General features: G+C 53.5%; 17 protein-coding genes and 1 pseudogene. 10 read left to right on the forward strand and 8 right to left on the reverse strand.

From position 1 onward, the window contains the following. The first annotated feature begins 71 nt into the window (after positions 1 to 71). From K6K13_RS17335 to K6K13_RS17345, 3 genes are all read left to right on the forward strand, one after another. The gene (locus K6K13_RS17335) at positions 72 to 1,085 is read left to right on the forward strand and encodes a zinc-binding alcohol dehydrogenase family protein (protein WP_222158087.1); all 1,014 of its coding nucleotides are present in this window, start codon (positions 72 to 74) and stop codon (positions 1,083 to 1,085) included. 59 nt (positions 1,086 to 1,144) lie between these two features. Then, positions 1,145 to 2,431 carry an ABC transporter substrate-binding protein gene (locus K6K13_RS17340; protein WP_222158088.1) on the forward strand — a complete coding sequence of 429 codons (1,287 nt, stop codon included), beginning with the start codon at positions 1,145 to 1,147 and terminating at the stop codon, positions 2,429 to 2,431. Positions 2,432 to 2,533: 102 nt separating this feature from the next. Beyond that, positions 2,534 to 3,655: a glycoside hydrolase family 88/105 protein gene (locus tag K6K13_RS17345; RefSeq protein WP_222158089.1), complete on the forward strand. Its 1,122-nt coding sequence runs from the start codon at positions 2,534 to 2,536 to the stop codon at positions 3,653 to 3,655. Between the two features lie 65 nt (positions 3,656 to 3,720). Here K6K13_RS17345 and K6K13_RS17350 read toward each other — a convergent pair whose 3' ends face one another. Beyond that, on the reverse strand, positions 3,721 to 4,755 hold the full coding sequence (locus K6K13_RS17350) for a type IV pilus twitching motility protein PilT (protein ID WP_222158090.1): 1,035 nt from the start codon (positions 4,753 to 4,755) through the stop codon (positions 3,721 to 3,723). A 22-nt stretch (positions 4,756 to 4,777) separates the two neighbouring features. Here K6K13_RS17350 and K6K13_RS17355 point away from each other — a divergent pair, with 22 nt between their 5' ends. The 7 genes from K6K13_RS17355 to K6K13_RS17385 all read left to right on the forward strand — a co-directional run bounded on the left by K6K13_RS17355 (position 4,778) and on the right by K6K13_RS17385 (position 9,863). Then, complete coding sequence (locus K6K13_RS17355; RefSeq protein ID WP_222161160.1) at positions 4,778 to 5,488, forward strand: YggS family pyridoxal phosphate-dependent enzyme; 711 nt, start codon at positions 4,778 to 4,780, stop codon at positions 5,486 to 5,488. A gap of 105 nt (positions 5,489 to 5,593) precedes the next feature. Continuing rightward, positions 5,594 to 6,415 (forward strand): pyrroline-5-carboxylate reductase, encoded by an 822-nt coding sequence (proC, locus tag K6K13_RS17360; RefSeq protein WP_222158091.1) that lies wholly within the window; start codon positions 5,594 to 5,596, stop codon positions 6,413 to 6,415. A gap of 44 nt (positions 6,416 to 6,459) precedes the next feature. Further along, a complete protein-coding gene (locus K6K13_RS17365) occupies positions 6,460 to 7,014 on the forward strand; it encodes a YggT family protein (protein ID WP_222158092.1) in 555 nt (184 codons plus the stop codon). After that, on the forward strand, positions 7,011 to 7,304 hold the full coding sequence (gene yggU, locus K6K13_RS17370) for a DUF167 family protein YggU (RefSeq protein WP_222158093.1): 294 nt from the start codon (positions 7,011 to 7,013) through the stop codon (positions 7,302 to 7,304). Before K6K13_RS17365 ends, yggU begins: the two co-directional genes overlap by 4 nt. Before the next feature lie 82 nt (positions 7,305 to 7,386). Further along, positions 7,387 to 7,992: an RdgB/HAM1 family non-canonical purine NTP pyrophosphatase gene (gene rdgB, locus K6K13_RS17375; RefSeq protein ID WP_222158094.1), complete on the forward strand. Its 606-nt coding sequence runs from the start codon at positions 7,387 to 7,389 to the stop codon at positions 7,990 to 7,992. Next, positions 7,985 to 9,121, forward strand: a complete 1,137-nt coding sequence (hemW, locus tag K6K13_RS17380; protein ID WP_222158095.1) for a radical SAM family heme chaperone HemW — start codon at positions 7,985 to 7,987, stop codon at positions 9,119 to 9,121. The genes rdgB and hemW overlap by 8 nt, the downstream gene beginning before the upstream one ends. Positions 9,122 to 9,272: 151 nt before the next feature. Further along, positions 9,273 to 9,863, forward strand: a complete 591-nt coding sequence (locus K6K13_RS17385) for a hypothetical protein (RefSeq protein WP_222158096.1) — start codon at positions 9,273 to 9,275, stop codon at positions 9,861 to 9,863. Between the two features lie 89 nt (positions 9,864 to 9,952). On the opposite strand, the gene K6K13_RS17390 is transcribed toward K6K13_RS17385, so the two are convergent. The 7 genes and pseudogenes from K6K13_RS17390 to K6K13_RS17420 form a co-directional block, all read right to left on the reverse strand. Next, complete coding sequence (locus tag K6K13_RS17390) at positions 9,953 to 11,260, reverse strand: MFS transporter (RefSeq protein ID WP_222158097.1); 1,308 nt, start codon at positions 11,258 to 11,260, stop codon at positions 9,953 to 9,955. 257 nt (positions 11,261 to 11,517) lie between these two features. Further along, positions 11,518 to 12,372: an MBL fold metallo-hydrolase gene (locus K6K13_RS17395; protein ID WP_222158098.1), complete on the reverse strand. Its 855-nt coding sequence runs from the start codon at positions 12,370 to 12,372 to the stop codon at positions 11,518 to 11,520. 45 nt (positions 12,373 to 12,417) lie between these two features. Beyond that, positions 12,418 to 13,566, reverse strand: coding sequence for a galactonate dehydratase (gene dgoD, locus K6K13_RS17400; protein WP_222158099.1), 1,149 nt, complete (start codon positions 13,564 to 13,566; stop codon positions 12,418 to 12,420). Next, entirely contained in the window at positions 13,563 to 14,180 is a 618-nt protein-coding gene (locus K6K13_RS17405; RefSeq protein WP_222158100.1) for a 2-dehydro-3-deoxy-6-phosphogalactonate aldolase, read from the reverse strand. Before K6K13_RS17405 ends, dgoD begins: the two co-directional genes overlap by 4 nt. Then, positions 14,164 to 15,060: a 2-dehydro-3-deoxygalactonokinase gene (locus K6K13_RS17410; RefSeq protein WP_222158101.1), complete on the reverse strand. Its 897-nt coding sequence runs from the start codon at positions 15,058 to 15,060 to the stop codon at positions 14,164 to 14,166. The genes K6K13_RS17405 and K6K13_RS17410 overlap by 17 nt, the downstream gene beginning before the upstream one ends. Then, positions 15,057 to 15,755: a D-galactonate utilization transcriptional regulator DgoR gene (dgoR, locus tag K6K13_RS17415; RefSeq protein ID WP_222158102.1), complete on the reverse strand. Its 699-nt coding sequence runs from the start codon at positions 15,753 to 15,755 to the stop codon at positions 15,057 to 15,059. Before dgoR ends, K6K13_RS17410 begins: the two co-directional genes overlap by 4 nt. Positions 15,756 to 16,062: 307 nt before the next feature. Further along, positions 16,063 to 16,517: pseudogene (locus K6K13_RS17420) on the reverse strand (GNAT family N-acetyltransferase). Position 16,518 lies beyond the last annotated feature (1 nt).

Consider the following 16,518-nt stretch of genomic DNA (forward strand, 5'->3'; position numbering starts at 1 on the left):
ACTCTGCAACATGGTCTTTGGTTTTAGGAAAAGATAACTGCACCAGGGGAAATTGATGTAGAGAATAAAAAATGAAAAGTCTTATATGCCGCCAACCCACACAATTCGAATATAAAGAACGACCCGTGCCAACACCAGCGGAAAACGACGTATTATTAAAAGTCAAAACGGTCGGCATATGCGGCACCGACATTCATGCCTGGGCGGGGAAACAGCCTTTCTTTAATTATCCTCGCGTGCTCGGTCATGAAATTTGTGGTGACGTTGTTGCTATCGGAAATAATGTCACCCGCTTTCATATTGGACAGCAGGCCGCTGTTATTCCTTATCTCTCTTGTAACGCGTGCAGCGCCTGTTTAAATGATCGTCCGAACTGCTGTGAAAATATCTCAGTCATCGGCGTACATCAGGACGGCGGCATGGTGGAATATATCGCTGTGCCGGAAAGTAACGTACTGCTGGCAGAAGGCATTGACCCCGCGGCGGCGGCGCTGATTGAACCCTTTGCCATCAGCGCTCACGCAATCCGTCGCGCTGAATGTGCGCCGGGCGACAGCGTGCTGGTCGTCGGCGGTGGCCCGATTGGGCTGGGCGTCGCGGCCATTGGCCTGGCGGACGGTCTGAATATCGCACTGGCCGATACCCAAGCAGAGCGACGGGCGCATACCCATAACCTGCTGGGCATACCGGTACTGGACCCGGCACCCCCCCAGTTTGAGCAACAACTTCGTGCCAACTTCCAGGGAGAACTGCCCAATAAAGTGATTGATGCCACCGGCAATGAAATTGCGATGAATAACAGCGTTAACCTTATTCGTCACGGTGGACAAATTATTTTTGTTGGTTTATTTAAAGGAAACCTCTCCTTTTCCGATCCTGATTTTCATAAAAAAGAGACAACCATGAAAGGAAGCCGGAATGCCACCCATGAGGATTTTGCTAAAGTGGCAAGATTGATGAGTGAAGGAAAAATCAGTGCGAGAATGATGTTAAGTCATCGATTTGACTTTTCATCCCTGGCGGCGATTTATGAAACTGAAATAGTTAATAATAAAAATCTGTTGAAGGCGGTCGTGGAGTTTTAATCTCACTCTGCGAAATCATTGGACGAAAGCCTTACCCTACAAAAAATAATGAGGTTGCTATGAAAATAAAATTACTGCCCTTATGTTTTGCTGTGAGTTTTGCCGTAACAGGAATCGCTGGTGCGCAGGCGCAAACCAAAGAACTGCGTTTTTCCTGGTGGGGGGGCAACCAGCGCCACCAGGCCACGCTCGCCGCCATTGCCGCGTTTGAAAAAGTGCACCCGGACATCAAGGTGAAAGCAGAACCCGCGGGGTGGGATGGCTACCTCTCCAAATTAACCACCCAGTTGGCGGGCAACACCGAGCCGGACGTGATGCAAACCAACTGGAACTGGCTGGTGCTGTTTTCCAAGGACGGCAACGGTTTCTATAACCTCAACAATGCCAAAGGGATTGACCTGACACAGTTCTCCCCGCAAGCGCTCAAAATGACCAGCGTGGACAACAAGCTTAACGCCATTCCTGTCGCGATGACGGGGCGTTCCATGTATTACAACCCGGAGTTGTGGCAAAAAGCGGGATTGAGCTATCCGCAAACCTGGGATGACATGCTGGCGGCCGGTCCGGTTTTTAAACAGAAACTGGGCGACGATCACTACCCATTCGTACTGGCTAATCACGACACCACTATCATGACGTTTCTGAACTCGTACATGATTCAGAAATACAACAAAACCATGATCGATGATAAAACCCAGTCCTTCACCTTTACCCCGCAGGAGTGGCTGGACTACTTCGGGATGTACAAAAAACTGGTGGATGGGCACGTCATCCCTAACATGAAATTTTTCGCCGCCTACGGCAAAACCAACGCCTGGGAAATTCCCAACTGGCTGGAAGGCAAGATTGGCGGCGTACACACCTGGAGCACCGACAACACCTTCTCCGGTAGCCTGAAAGCACCGGCCACGCTGGAAGTGGGGCCCTATCCGACGCTGCCAGGGGCCAAAGACAGCGGCATGTTCTACAAACCAGCGATGATGCTTTCTATCGGCAAAAACAGCCGCTATCCGCAGGAATCTGCCCAATTGATCAACTTCTTGCTGAACGCGCCGGAAGGGGTCAGCGCCATGGGGCTGCAACGCGGCGTACCGTTGAGTCAGGTTGCCAGCAAACAGTTAATGGATGCGGGTACGCTCAATACTACACAGTTGCCCGTACAGGGGCTGAAACAGGTGGAATCGCTGTATGGCAATATCGCACCGTCTCCCTATATGGAGAACCCACAGCTGTTGGCCTCGTTCCTTGAACACCTGCAAAAATACGATTACGGCCAAATGACGCTGGAAGAAATGGCGCAGTCGTTCCCCAAATCGGGGCAGCGCATTCTGAAAAAAATCATGTAATACCGACACCTACGCTACGCATCCGTGTGGCGTAGGCGCTATGAGTAATGGGTAAACCGTTTTATTCTGTCACTACGTTATTTGTAAACATGCGAGAAAACTATGAACGCCTTTGACACTGCGCACACGGACACCGCGGCAGACACACGCCGCTACGACGCGATTTATCAAAAACTTGAGCAATTGTTCAATGAGATCATCACCGTTCGCACGGACGATGCCGCATTGAAGAAGCTGAAGGTGATCGCCTCCGATCTCTCGATCGAAAACTGGGACTGGTCGCAAGGCGTGGGGATCTACGGTATCTGGCGTCTTTATCAGGTCACGGGCGAACAGCGTTATCTGGACTATGTGCTGGCATGGTATCAACGCCGCTTGGCGGAAGGGTTGCCGGAGAAAAACATCAACCGCATGGCACCGATGCTGACGCTCACCACCATGGGGATCGCCCAGGAAACTCGCGAGCACCAGGCGCTAATCGAGGAATACGCCCACTGGATTGAACACGAACTGCTACGCACCCAGGAGAATGGGTTCACCCACTGCACCAGCGATCACCTTAATGAAGAGCAACTCTGGGTCGATACGCTGTTTATGAGCGGCTTGTTCTACGCGCGCGCCAGCGCCTATCTCAATCGCCCAAGCTACCTGGATGAAGTCAGCTATCAGTTCCTGTTGCACATCAAGTACCTGATCGACAGAGATACCGGACTGTGGATGCACGGCTGGAACTTCACCGGTAACGGTAACGGTAACTACGGCAAAGCACTGTGGGGGCGCGGTAACGGTTGGGCAGCCATCAGCACCGTTGATTTTCTTGAGATGCTGGGTAGGCAAGATGCCAGCTACCAGATGATCCTCAACACCTTCCGCCGTCAGGCGGATGCAGCCGTGCGCTATCAGGATGCCAGCGGTATGTGGCGAACCCTGCTTAACCAGCCGGACAGCTATCTGGAGGCCTCTGGCACCGCCGGTTTCACCTACGCGCTGTTGAAAGGCATACGCCTTGGTCTGCTTGACGAACGCTATCACGATGCGGCCTGGAAAGGCGTCGATGCCCTGCTAAGCCGTATCAGCCCACAGGGGGAAGTCGCGGATGTCTCCGCAGGGACATCCGTCGGGCACGATCTCGATCACTATCGCAATATTGCCATCAAACAGCGCGCGTATGGTCAGTCGCTTACCATGCTGGCGTTGACAGAGGCATTAGCCGGGCTGAAGTAACTCTGGCAGCCCCGTGGCGTATCGGGCCGCCACGGGGCTTTTTTCATCGTTGTTTAGCGTGCTGCTTATGGCGTGAACGCCGGTTCCGCATCCGGTGGTAGCAATCCGGCTTTCCAGCACTGCTGCCAACTGTGCGCAAAAGTTTGCATCCCGCGCTGCCCCCCCATCTGCAACAGACCCGGCAGTTGATGGCTTTTGCCCTCACGAATCAGGTTGGCCACCGCCGTATTCGCCAGCAACACTTCATACAGCGCGATGCGACCGCCACCGCATCGTCGCACCAGCTGCTGCGCCACCACGCCTTGCAGACACAACGCCAGTTGGCTGCGCACGAAATCTTTCTCTTGTGCGGGAAACACATCCAGCAGGCGTTCTACCGCCTGAGCGGCGCCGCGCGTATGAAGCGTCGCCAGCACCAAATGCCCGGTTTCTGCCGCCGTTAACGCCAACCGAATGGTTTCACCGTCGCGTAATTCCCCCAGCAGGATGACATCCGGGTCTTCACGCAGCGCGCCGCGTAGGCCGTGAGCGAACGACGGGCAGTGCACGCCGATTTCACGCTGTTGAATCAGGCCGCGATCTGCCGAAGGCTCGGAGGCATAGACAAATTCAATAGGATCTTCCAGCGTAATCACATGACAAGCTTGCCGCTGCCGGAGCGCATTCACCATCGCCACCAATGTGGTGGATTTTCCACTGCCCGTTGCGCCTGTCACCAGAATCAACCCAGCAGGTCGCATGATTAACCAAGACAGAATCGGTGGCGCATGCAGTGTTTCCAACGCGTGCGCCGTCGTAACAATGGTACGTAGCGCAACGGCAAGCCCGGCATGCTGACGAAACAGATGTGCGCGCAGCCGAATGCCATCGGGTGTGGTCAACGCGCCATCGACCTGCCCCTCGCGGTGTAATTGCTGGCGCTGAAAGGCCGTCAGCCAACTGTCAGCCCAACGCTCCAACTGCACAGCGTTGCAACAGGCGTTGGTCTGTAGCGGTTGTAACTCACCCTCAATACGCCACATCGGCGGATATCCGCTACACAGGTGCAGATCGGAGGCATTCTGTTTTACACTACAGGTTATCCACTCATTGATATCCATAGATCCCATCCTTAGCATGACCATGAACCCGATTGAGCAGAATCTACAGAACGTCAGAGAGAAGATCGCTACCGCCGCCACGGCATGTGGACGCGACCCGCACGCGGTGACCCTGCTTGCCGTCAGTAAAACCAAACCTGTGGCGGCGATCGAAGAAGCAATTGCCTGTGGGCAGCGAGGCTTTGGGGAAAACTATGTACAGGAAGGCGTGGACAAGGTCCTTTATTTCCGTGAGGCCATGCCTCAGGTGGCATTACAATGGCACTTTATCGGGCCGCTGCAATCCAACAAGAGCCGCCTGGTTGCCGAAAATTTTGACTGGTGTCACACCGTCGATCGCCCTAAAATCGCCCAACGTCTGAGCGAACAGCGTCCGGCGGCAATAGCGCCGTTGAACGTGTTGTTGCAAGTGAATATCAGCGGTGAAGCCAGCAAATCGGGGATCGCACCGGCCGATCTTCCCGCCCTGGCCGCCACCGTCGCGGCACTGCCACACCTGATGCTGCGGGGCCTGATGGCCATTCCGGCACCGGAAAGTGACTACGCACGGCAATTGGCTGTATTTCAATCGATGAATGACCTGTTTGCGCAGTTAAAATTGCATTATCCTCAGGTGGATACCCTCTCCATGGGGATGACGGATGATATGAGCGCCGCCATTGCGGCAGGCAGTACGCTGGTACGCATCGGCACCGCCATTTTCGGTGCGCGTGACTATCCTCAGCATGTATAGGCCTCAGCATGGAAAGCCTATACATGGATAATTCTCGCCATGGATAATCCCCTTCGGGGCTGAACGCTGCTACTGGCCGGTTGACGAACACGAGAGAACATAACGATGCAACACCGCAAGCTCACCTTTATTGGTGCAGGAAACATGGCACAGGCCATCATTGCAGGGCTGGTTAACGGCGGTTATCCTGCCGATCGTATCCGCGTCTGCGCACCAAGCGCCACACGACGGGATGCGCTGGCACAGCGCTATGGCGTTATCAGCAGCGACGATAACCTCGCGGGTGCGCAGGACGCTGATGTCGTGGTGCTGGCGGTGAAACCGCAGTTGATGGCAAGCGTATGCGAGCCGTTACGCGGCCTGCTGAACGTACCGGGCAAGCTGGTGCTGTCTATTGCCGCTGGCGTCAGCGTAGCGCGTTTTCAAGCACTGTTAGGGGAGCCGCTAACGCTGGTGCGCATTATGCCCAACACCCCGTCGTTGGTGGGCAAAGGCATGAGCGGCCTTTACGCCCCCGCTAACGTATCAGCGGAAGATCGGGCCTTTAGCGCCGAACTGATGCAGAGCGTGGGTAAAGTATGCTGGGTTGAGCAAGAGAGCGGCATCAACGGCGTTATCGCCGCCGCAGGCAGTGCACCGGCCTACTTTTTCCTGTTTATGGAAGCGATGCAGCAAGAAGCCATTCGCCAGGGATTCACACCGGACAGTGCACGTCAGTTGGTGCAGCAGGCCGCACTCGGTGCAGCCGCACTGGTAGAAGCCAGTCCCGATACGCCGCTTGCAACGCTGCGTGAGAATGTGACGTCCAAAGGCGGCACCACCGCAGAGGCGCTGCGCGTGTTTAACGAACACCAACTGACACAAACCGTCGCCGATGCCATGCAGGCTGCCGTGCATCGCGCGCAGGAAATGGAAAAACTGTTTTAACGCACCGTTATTCTCCCTATAGCTGATAAGGAATTGATGTTTCTATGCTAACCCTGACGTTTCTGGTCAAGACACTGGTCGACCTGTATGTAATGGTGCTGCTGTTACGCATTTGGATGCAATGGTCACGCAGTGACTTTTATAACCCACTGTCGCAATTCGTGGTGAAAATCACGCAGCCTATCGTCAGGCCGCTGCGCCGTATTCTGCCCGCACTCGGCCCCATCGATAGCGCATCGCTGCTGTTGGCGTTTCTGCTTACCACGTTGAAATACCCGCTGCTGATGCTGATTCAGGTAGGCGCTTTCGCGATAAGCCCGGTGAACTTGCTGGTGGGGTTGTTGGCACTGTTAAAATCCGCAGGCTATCTGGTGTTCTGGGTGGTGATCATCCGAGCGCTGATGAGTTGGGTGAGCCAGGGACGCAGCCCAGTGGACTACCTGCTGTTCCAACTCACCGAGCCGTTTATGGCGCCGATTCGCCGTATTATTCCAGCCATGGGCGGCATCGATTTCTCCGCCATGGCGGTAATTTTGATCCTGTATCTCTTGAACTACCTCGGCATGGACTTGTTCCCGGAATTTTGGTTCCTGCTGTGAGTGCCATAGCACTGCTGCCCGACGGGTTGGTCATTCGGCTCTATATTCAGCCGAAGGCCAGCCGTGACCAGATAGTCGGCCTGCACGGTGATGAGCTGAAAGTCGCCATCACCGCGCCGCCGGTCGATGGCCAGGCCAACGCGCATTTGGTCAAATTCCTTGCCAAGCAGTTCCGGGTGGCAAAAGGCGCGGTGAACATTGAAAAAGGCGAGCTGGGCCGCCATAAACAGATTAGAATTGTTAATCCGCAGCACATTCCTACGGAAATCGCCGCATTGATCTCGCAGTAACCCACCGCAGGGAACTGCGCATCGCAACAGATAACGCCCCGCCATTCCCGACGATGGCATTAACAGAATGCAGGACACACGCATGGATACCACGAGGCAAAACGTCGTTTTAGCCACCGGCAACCCCGGAAAAGTTCGCGAACTCGCCGATCTGCTGGCAGATTTTGGCATGAATATCGTCGCACAAACCGAACTGGGCGTTGATTCTGCCGAAGAAACCGGACTGACCTTTATCGAGAATGCACTGCTCAAAGCACGCCACGCGGCGCACATCACCGGATTACCTGCAGTGGCTGATGACTCGGGTCTGGCGGTGGATGCGTTGGGCGGCGCACCGGGCATCTACTCTGCGCGCTACGCCGGGGTGGATGCCAGCGATCAAGCCAATCTGGACAAACTGCTTGATGCCATCAAGGATGTGCCTGACGAACAGCGCGGAGCCAGCTTCCACTGCGTGCTGGTCTACTTGCGCCACGCCGATGACCCGACGCCGCTGGTCTGCCACGGCCGCTGGCAGGGCGTGCTGACGCGAGCAGCGGTTGGCGAAGGCGGCTTCGGCTATGATCCTATCTTTTACGTGCCGAGCGCAGGCAAAACCGCCGCAGAAATGACGCGCGATGAGAAAAATGCGCTATCGCACCGTGGTCAGGCACTGCGTTTGCTGCTGGATGCGTTGCGTCATGCATAAACTGCCGCCGCTCAGCCTTTACATTCACATTCCGTGGTGTGTGCAAAAGTGCCCGTACTGCGATTTTAACTCCCACGCCCTGAAAGGCGAGGTGCCGCATCAGGAATACGTGGATCACTTATTGGCCGATCTGGATGCGGATCTGCCACTGAGCGGCAACCGGGCTCTCAGTTCAATCTTTATCGGCGGCGGCACGCCAAGCCTGCTGAGCGCAGAAGGTATGCAGGCGCTGCTCGATGGCGTGCGCGCCCGCTTGCCCCTTAGCGCGAATGCCGAAATCACCATGGAAGCCAACCCCGGCACGGTAGAGGCCGATCGCTTTAGCGGCTACCAGCGCGCAGGCATTAATCGAATCTCCATTGGCGTGCAAAGTTTCAGCCCGGAAAAATTGACGCGTCTCGGACGCATTCATGGCCCAGAAGAAGCTAAGCGTGCCGCGCGTCTGGCGGCTGGACTTGGGCTGCGCAGTTTCAATCTTGACCTGATGCACGGCTTGCCGGATCAGACGCTGGAAAAAGCGCTGGACGATTTGCGCCAGGCGATTGCGCTCAATCCGCCGCATCTGTCGTGGTATCAATTGACGATTGAGCCGAATACCCTGTTCGGTTCGCGCCCACCGGTGCTGCCCGATGACGATGCGCTGTGGGATATCTTTGCGCAGGGCCATGCGTTACTCACTGCCGCAGGCTACCAGCAATATGAAACGTCCTCCTACGCCAAACCGGGCTATCAGTGTCAACACAACCTCAACTATTGGCGTTTTGGCGATTATCTGGGGATTGGGTGTGGTGCACATGGCAAAATTACACGTGATGATGGACCTATCCTGAGAACCGTAAAAACCCGCCATCCGCGCGGTTATATGCGCGGTACTTACCTGGACCAGCGCAATGAGGTGCAAGCAGAAGACCTGCCGTTCGAATTCTTTATGAACCGCTTTCGGCTGCTGGAACCCGCGCCGCGTAGCGAATTCAGTGCCTACACCGGCTTGGCAGAAAGCGCTGTGCGCCCGCAAATAGACTGGGCGTTGACGCAAGGCTATCTGACAGAAACCGAGACCCATTGGCAGGTTACCGAACACGGTAAGCTGTTTCTGAACTCCTTGCTGGAAGGGTTTCTGGCGGAATGATTGCAACCAGAAAAAGAAAAAACAGGTGAACGGTTAGACAATGCTGACCGTCACTTGTCCTCTGAATAGTAATAACGCCTGTTTTTTGATTGTTGGCAAACCTGCGAGGTGATAATTTCACGCCCCTTGACGGACTCGAAGGACATTATCAATGATAATAAAAATATATTCCCCACCTACAATGCATATCGCTCTCAGCGCGCAAAATACAAAGGATACGGCGCACAAAAAAAATCTCTCTCGGTGTATCAGTTTTACCGAAAATTCAAGCAATGACATCAAAACTAAAGCAAAAGAAATATCATTAAAATATGATCTGCTGGTCGACGATATTTTATGTGACACACCTGGTGTTCTGAAAAATCAGCGGGAACGCCTGCGCACTCTCGGACTTGCCGTCACGGCACTAGAGCAGCGCACAAAAACAGATTCGTCAAATGCGGAAAAAAAACCAATGCTTGATGTTGCTATTACCGAAAAGATAAAATATATATGCGATGCACTTCCTGTCAATAGAAAAAGAAACTTCACACACGATAATGCTTACCTGTTACGTGGAAATAATTTTATTTCTGAATTTCTTTCTTCAAAGGAAACGTCCGTCGATAAGATAAGTTATGCGCAGTTGTTGAGTATCGGGGAAGACATGAGAAAAAACTGTGCTGATCCCGCTTCCGTTGATCAAGTGGCGATAAAAAAATTCTCAACCGTTTGGGATCTGCGTACTGCGTTGGCGCAATAGTAGTGTTCAGTATTTTTATTTGACGCAAGAGTAACATTACTCGCTGAAAACAGAGGATAAGGAGGCGTTGCCAACGCCTCCTGGTTATCTTAATGGACGGCTTTTGCGCCTACACTGTCCCGCGTGAAATATTGCAACACGGCGGCCAACAATGCCGCTACCGAGCCAACAATAAAGCCCGCCAGGTAACCTTGCGCGTTGCCCCAACCACCAAAGTGGTCAATCATCCACCCGGCCAGTGGCGACGCGGGCAACGTGCCTAAAAATGTCAGCATCAGCAACAGGCCCATTGCAGAACCGGATGCTTTCGGCGCATGGTCCGCCATCATGGCGTAGTACACCGGGAATACCGCATTCAATCCCAACCCCCACATCAACAACACGACCCAAAGCATGCTGATACCGGATACGAAAATCAGCGAGAACACACACACCGCATACCAGGCTGACAGGAAAATCAACGTCTTGCGACGGCCAATATGATCGGAGATATAGCCGAAGAACAGTTGACCAAACCAGCCGGTGATATACGGCACCACGCCGATGATGGCACCAAAGGTATCCTGCTGATTCATGGTAAAGACCACATAAGGAGCCAGGAACCACAGCCCTACCGTTTGTGAAAAGTTAATCAGGCCCGCACCGATCACCGTCAGCAAAATATTGCGATTCGCCAGAACCTGCTTGGTTTCTGCCAACTGTTCTTTGAACGTCAGCACCTCTTCCGGCTCGTCAGACGGCGCAGTCAATCCATGTGCATGCGCATAGTCATTCACTTCCTGATAGCTTTTCGGCGTGGCAAACATCCATAACATCACCGCCAGCACGTAACCAATGATCGGCGTCAGCAGGAACACCAAACGCCAATTCTCGCTACCAAAGGTCGCCAAAATCCAGCTTGCCGCCAAACCGCCCAGCAATGCGCCTACCGGATACCCGGTGTGGTGCAAACCCAAGGCAAAACCACGGTGCTCTTTGCGCCAATATTCAGAACATTGCGCAATATTAGTGACTTCAGCCCCACCGGCCGCCCCCATGCCTAACACGCGCCACAGGATGAATTGCCATAAATTCAAACAGGTCGCTTTAATACCAATCAGGATCGAAAACGTGGTGAAAAACACCATATACCACACCTGACTCTTCTTCCTTTTCCAGCCACGGCCAATCTTATCGGCAATAATACCGGCAGGTAGCGCCACCAAGGCATAAGCCAGGAAAAACAGGCTAACGATATAACCCCACTCCACCCCAGTCAGATGAAACTCATTAATGATGGATGGTTGAACACGGAACATAATTTCCCGGTCATTGGCATTCATCACCCATAGCAGCCACGTGAGGAACAGCATAATCCAACTGGCACGGGCGCCCCTTGGCACTTTGAAACCAACCATATGATCCCCCTAATTTTATTATTTTAATCGCCGTGACATTTTGACTATATAGGCAATTACATTTAACGAGATAATACTTACACTCGCATAGAAAAAGCGCACAGCAAACGTGGTTTCAAATAACCCTACCGTCGCCCATGCGATTAATATGCTTATCATTAGTCCGGAAATCACCATAAAGAAGAATTCCCGTCTAATCAGGGTACTTATCGGAACATCATCAACAAAAGATGGTTTTAAAGGACGCATGACACCACCTATTTCATATAAATAAAACGCTCTCCGGGGACCATTAAATGGAACTTGTTTCCTGGATACGCTGATAGCATATAATCCACAAAATAACTGGGATTATCCGTGTTGCACGCAAACATATCGAAATGAAAAGGCAGCATCATATCCGCACCAGACTGATGATAAAGATCTGCCGCATCCCTGAAATTCATATTCGGGATAATGCCTCTTTTTTCCCGGCTGTAATCTCCCCCATTGATCGGTAATGCAATAATATCCGGCGCGAACGCCGTCACTTCGGCTTCCAATTCCGGTGTCAGCAACGTATCGCCGCAGTGGTAAAACGACAGATTATCGGTGGTGATCAGATACCCGAGATAGCGATCGTGCCCCTGCGCATTTTTTTCATAGACGCTATGGGCAGAGGCAATCGGCAGGATACGGTAATTCCCAACCTGAAACGCCACGCCGGTCAGCGCTGAATGGATATTTCCCTGAATGTTGGCATGAGTATGCCTTAATGCATCGGCATCCTCGGAGGGAATATAAAACGGCATATTCTCCCGGACGGCAGCGATGCGTTGCAGCGTTGATAAATCCATATGGTCATCGTGATGATGCGTAATCAAAATGGCATCCGCACTGGCGATATCCTCGGGTTCAACCACCGGATCAAACGCCCGCACAAATTCAGTGCCGGGTTTATTTATCTCGATAGAACGCGTCAAATACGGATCGATAACCAGTATATTATTTTCACTGTTTTTTAATACAAATCCCGCCTGACCAAGGCTCCAGATGGCCAACGTGTCAGAGGGAACTCGCGTTTGTTCTATTTCTGCACGAAGGGTAGCTCGTGCTCTTAATGTATACCGCATAGGTTTTTTCTCTGTTATGTAGGGTACCGCTATTGTGGCAAGCGATTACCACTCAGCGACGGCACCATCGGCATAACGCCACACTGGATTACGCCAATCTGGCGCGTTTTTGCTGCGCTCGATGACCAGTTCTTCATTGATTTCCACGCCAAGTCCCGGTTTATTTAACGGGTAGAAGTGGCCATCGGTCATGGTGAAATCGTCTTTGTTCACCACGTAATCTAATAATTCTGCCCCTTTGTTGTAGTGAATCCCCATGCTTTGTTCCTGGAACACCGCGTTGCGGGAGACAAAATCGAGATGCAGACAGGCAGCAAGTGCAATCGGGCCCAGTGGGCAGTGTGGTGCCAGTGCCACGTCGTAAGCTTCCGCCATGGCAGCAATCTTGAAGCACTCCGTGATCCCGCCTGCGTGCGACAGGTCGGGCTGAATAATCGCCAAACCGCCATCTGCCAGTACGCGTTTAAAGTCAAAGCGCGAGAACATCCGCTCACCGGCGGCAATAGGCAGGTGTGTTTGCGCAGCCAAACGCGGGTAATACTCCGCCTGCTCGGCCAGCACCGGCTCTTCAATGAACAGTGGGCGATACGGCTCCAGTTCTTTGATCAGGATTTTTGCCATTGGCGCATCCACGCGACCGTGGAAATCCAGGCCAAATTCAATGCTGTTACCAAAAGCCTCACGAATTTCAGCGACCACGGCGACAGTGGCATCCACTTTACGGGAATTGTCGATGATCCCCATTTCCTCACAGCCGTTGAGTTTGAAGGTATCAAAACCAATCTCGGTGAGCTTTTTAATGCCCGCAATCACTTCTGAAGGACGATCGCCCCCCACCCAGCTGTAGGCTTTGATTTTGTCACGCACCAGCCCACCCAATAACTGATAGACGGGAACGCCCAACGCTTTGCCTTTGATATCCCACAGCGCCTGATCGATACCTGCGATGGCACTCATCAGGATCGGCCCACCCCGGTAGAAACCCGCACGGTAGAGCACTTGCCAGATATCATTAATCCGCGCCGGATCTTGTCCAATCAGATAGTCAGACAACTCATGCACGGCAGCTTCAACGGTGCGCGCACGGCCTTCAATCACCGGCTCCCCCCAACCGACGATCCCTTCATCGGTTTCAATCTTGAGGAACATCCAGCGCGGCGGCAGCCGGTAGGTCGTGAGTTTGGTAATTTTCATTCAACAGCATCCTTATAGGCGTTAACAAATGCATGCGCTTGCTGCGCGGTGACCTCAACAGACTGGCCGGCCCGATAAAGATCGCTGCCTAATCCCGCCCCGGTGCAACCGGCTTGCAGGTACTCCTTCAGGTTTTCTGGCGTCACGCCACCGACCGCGAATACAGGTATCTCTTTCGGCAGCACGGCTTTCAACGCCTTGATATAGGCCGGTCCAAAGGCGGAAGAAGGGAAAATTTTCAAGGCTTGCGCCCCGGCATCAAGTGCGGTAAAGGCTTCTGTTGCGGTGGCACACCCTGGGCACACCACCATGCCATACCCCACCGCACGGCGAATCACTTCTGGAGAAATGCTGGGTGTCACCACCAACTTGCTGCCAATTTCCTGTAATTTATCGACATTTTCAGGTTGTAGCACCGTCCCCGCGCCAATCAGGGCACGATGCCCAAAATGTTCAACCGCCTGCTGAATGCTGAGATAGGGTTGCGGAGAGTTGAGCGGAATTTCCACCGCATCAAACCCGGCATCCAATAGTGCCCCAACATGTGCCACCACTTCTGGCGGCGTAATGCCACGCAGAATGGCAATCAGGGGAAGATCAGTTTTCCAACTCATTCACAATGCTCCTTATACCTGCCTGAAAAGCCCGATCGCCGTCCATTTGCTGCCAGCGTAATCCAGCTTGTTGTAATGCGAGTTCATAACGGGCCGTAAGTGCGGAAGCGCCAATCAGGGTGATGGACTCCTCTGCCGACACCGGATAGTGGCGCTGCATCTGTGCCACTTCATTGCCAATCAGCAACCCTGAGAGCCACTCGCTCACCGCGCTTTTCTCCAAGCGCCCCAGCACGTGAGCCGCGCGTGTTTCAAACAGGCAGCGAATGATGTTGTCGTCGGCAAAGCCGAGCGCTAATCCCTGCTGGAAAGCCTGCGGCGAAGGCTGCTGCTCGCAAAGACCGACACCGATCAGCGAGTGCGCCATCAACAGGTGATGCAATTCGCCGGTCATCACGGTGCGAAAATCCAGTACGCGATTGCCCTCTGCGTGAACCCATTTTGAATGGGTGCCAGGCATCAGATACAAAGAGGAAGGTACTTCGCTATAAGCACCGATCAACTGGGTTTCTTCCCCGCGCATCACATTGCAGTTATCAGTCTGTTCAATGCTCAGTCCCGGCACAATCCAGGCGGTAAAGGGTTCAGCCGCGTCGACGCGCGTCAGGCGCTTGCCGATCTCCGTCAAACGCGTCGGACAAGGCAGGTAAGGCACGGAAAGCCAGCCTGCGTTACTGCCCACCATACCCGCCATCACCACCGGCACGTTATGTTGCTGCCAGGGAGCGATAACACGCTGAAAGACCTGCTGCGGCGTTTGACCATTCAGGCGAGTCACACCCGCTTGCGATTTCTGGCTGTCAATACACACGCCATCCAGGTACAACCAGGCACGCAGGTTGGTAGATCCCCAATCAACGGCGATATAGCTTGCACTCATGTAATGTCCTTTAACCGTTTGGTCGAGCTGGCGATCATGGTGAGGGCCGCCCGCTCTGCTGCTTCAACATCCTGATGCCGGATGGCATCATACAAATTCTGGTGCTCTTGCAAGGTGCGCGGCATGTTCGCTTCATCCGGCATGTAAGTGCCTTCAAACACCGCCCGTTGCAGTGAACTGATTGCCACGCTCAATTGTTGTAAAACCGGATTGTGCACCGCCGCCAGCACCGCCTCATGGAAACGAATATCCGCTTCATTGAACGCCGCCCGGTTCTGGTGGTTGGCGATCATGTCGGTGAGCGCCGCCTCAATCACGGCCAATTCACTCGATGTTGCCCGTTCTGCCGCCCAGCGTGCGATGGTCGGCTCCACCAAATTACGCACTTCGCTCATGGCCCCAATCAGTCGGGGGTCATAGTCGCTGGCCAGCACCCATTGCAGCACATCGGTATCCAGGTAATTCCACTGGTTGCGCGGCGCAACAAACGCGCCCCGATACCGTTTCACCTCAACCAAGCGCTTGGCTGTCAGCGCCCGGAACACTTCACGGATGATGTTGCGCGACGTCTGAAATTCCTCGCACAGTTCCGCCTCAGCCGGTAACGGTGCGCCTGGCGCATACTTTCCACCGACAATCTGTTGACCAATATCGAGAATGATGCGGTCAGTCTTACTCAGGTCCTGCTGGTTCATATTCACCTCAAAGAGCCAAAACGGATGGATGCCACTGCATCTACTTTACCTGCCAGACCGTTATGCGTCGTCGAATTGCTGCACAATTCACACACCAGGCTCTCTCTTCTGGCGCTCATTGTAGTACTATAATAAAATATTGTACTACAATATGAATCACAAAACGGGCAACAAAAACAAATTAGCAACATCAATAGTCATCAAATGACACATTGACGGTAACAAGGGACATGTTAAGAGGGGGGGATATTGATCAGAGCGATAACCCTACCAGCGGGATATCGCACCAACACAGAAGGGGAGTAACTTAGCGCGGTGATTGCATATCAATGTGTGGGATGCCGTCCTCGTCGTACACCTCACTGCAAGGCGTAAAGCCGAAACCGCCGTAGAAGTGCTGCAAGTGGGCCTGTGCCGAGAGGAAAAGCGGCTTGTCAGCCCAGTGACGCGCGCAAACCACCCGCACATGCTCCATCAGCAGATGCCCCACATGCTGCCCACGCGCGCTGGGCGCAACGATAACACGCCCAATCTTCACGCTGTCTTTTATCGTCTTAGGCGCGAGCAACCGGGCGTAGGCCACCATTTTTCCTTGATGATAAGCGGCTACATGGCGATGGCTATCCACCAAATCCTGTCCATCAATATCCTGATACGGGCAGTTCTGCTCGACCACAAAGACCTGATTGCGTAACGCCAGATGTCATACAGCGCATACAGGTTCAGATCCTTGGCACTCCAGTCGTGCCAAATCAGGTTCATT

The sequence above is a fragment of the Symbiopectobacterium purcellii genome (assembly GCF_019797845.1).
Taxonomy (GTDB): domain Bacteria; phylum Pseudomonadota; class Gammaproteobacteria; order Enterobacterales; family Enterobacteriaceae; genus Symbiopectobacterium; species Symbiopectobacterium purcellii.

Excerpts from the sequence above, each read along its gene's own strand:
- K6K13_RS17335 (WP_222158087.1), top strand. The coding sequence starts at position 72 with ATGAAAAGTCTTATATGCCGCCAACCCACACAATTCGAATATAAAGAA.
- K6K13_RS17340 (WP_222158088.1), top strand. The coding sequence starts at position 1,145 with ATGAAAATAAAATTACTGCCCTTATGTTTTGCTGTGAGTTTTGCCGTA.
- K6K13_RS17345 (WP_222158089.1), top strand. The coding sequence starts at position 2,534 with ATGAACGCCTTTGACACTGCGCACACGGACACCGCGGCAGACACACGC.
- K6K13_RS17350 (WP_222158090.1), bottom strand. The coding sequence starts at position 4,755 with ATGGATATCAATGAGTGGATAACCTGTAGTGTAAAACAGAATGCCTCC.
- K6K13_RS17355 (WP_222161160.1), top strand. The coding sequence starts at position 4,778 with ATGAACCCGATTGAGCAGAATCTACAGAACGTCAGAGAGAAGATCGCT.
- proC (WP_222158091.1), top strand. The coding sequence starts at position 5,594 with ATGCAACACCGCAAGCTCACCTTTATTGGTGCAGGAAACATGGCACAG.
- K6K13_RS17365 (WP_222158092.1), top strand. The coding sequence starts at position 6,460 with ATGCTAACCCTGACGTTTCTGGTCAAGACACTGGTCGACCTGTATGTA.
- rdgB (WP_222158094.1), top strand. The coding sequence starts at position 7,387 with ATGGATACCACGAGGCAAAACGTCGTTTTAGCCACCGGCAACCCCGGA.
- hemW (WP_222158095.1), top strand. The coding sequence starts at position 7,985 with ATGCATAAACTGCCGCCGCTCAGCCTTTACATTCACATTCCGTGGTGT.
- K6K13_RS17385 (WP_222158096.1), top strand. The coding sequence starts at position 9,273 with ATGATAATAAAAATATATTCCCCACCTACAATGCATATCGCTCTCAGC.
- K6K13_RS17390 (WP_222158097.1), bottom strand. The coding sequence starts at position 11,260 with ATGGTTGGTTTCAAAGTGCCAAGGGGCGCCCGTGCCAGTTGGATTATG.
- K6K13_RS17395 (WP_222158098.1), bottom strand. The coding sequence starts at position 12,372 with ATGCGGTATACATTAAGAGCACGAGCTACCCTTCGTGCAGAAATAGAA.
- dgoD (WP_222158099.1), bottom strand. The coding sequence starts at position 13,566 with ATGAAAATTACCAAACTCACGACCTACCGGCTGCCGCCGCGCTGGATG.
- K6K13_RS17405 (WP_222158100.1), bottom strand. The coding sequence starts at position 14,180 with ATGAGTTGGAAAACTGATCTTCCCCTGATTGCCATTCTGCGTGGCATT.
- K6K13_RS17410 (WP_222158101.1), bottom strand. The coding sequence starts at position 15,060 with ATGAGTGCAAGCTATATCGCCGTTGATTGGGGATCTACCAACCTGCGT.
- dgoR (WP_222158102.1), bottom strand. The coding sequence starts at position 15,755 with ATGAACCAGCAGGACCTGAGTAAGACTGACCGCATCATTCTCGATATT.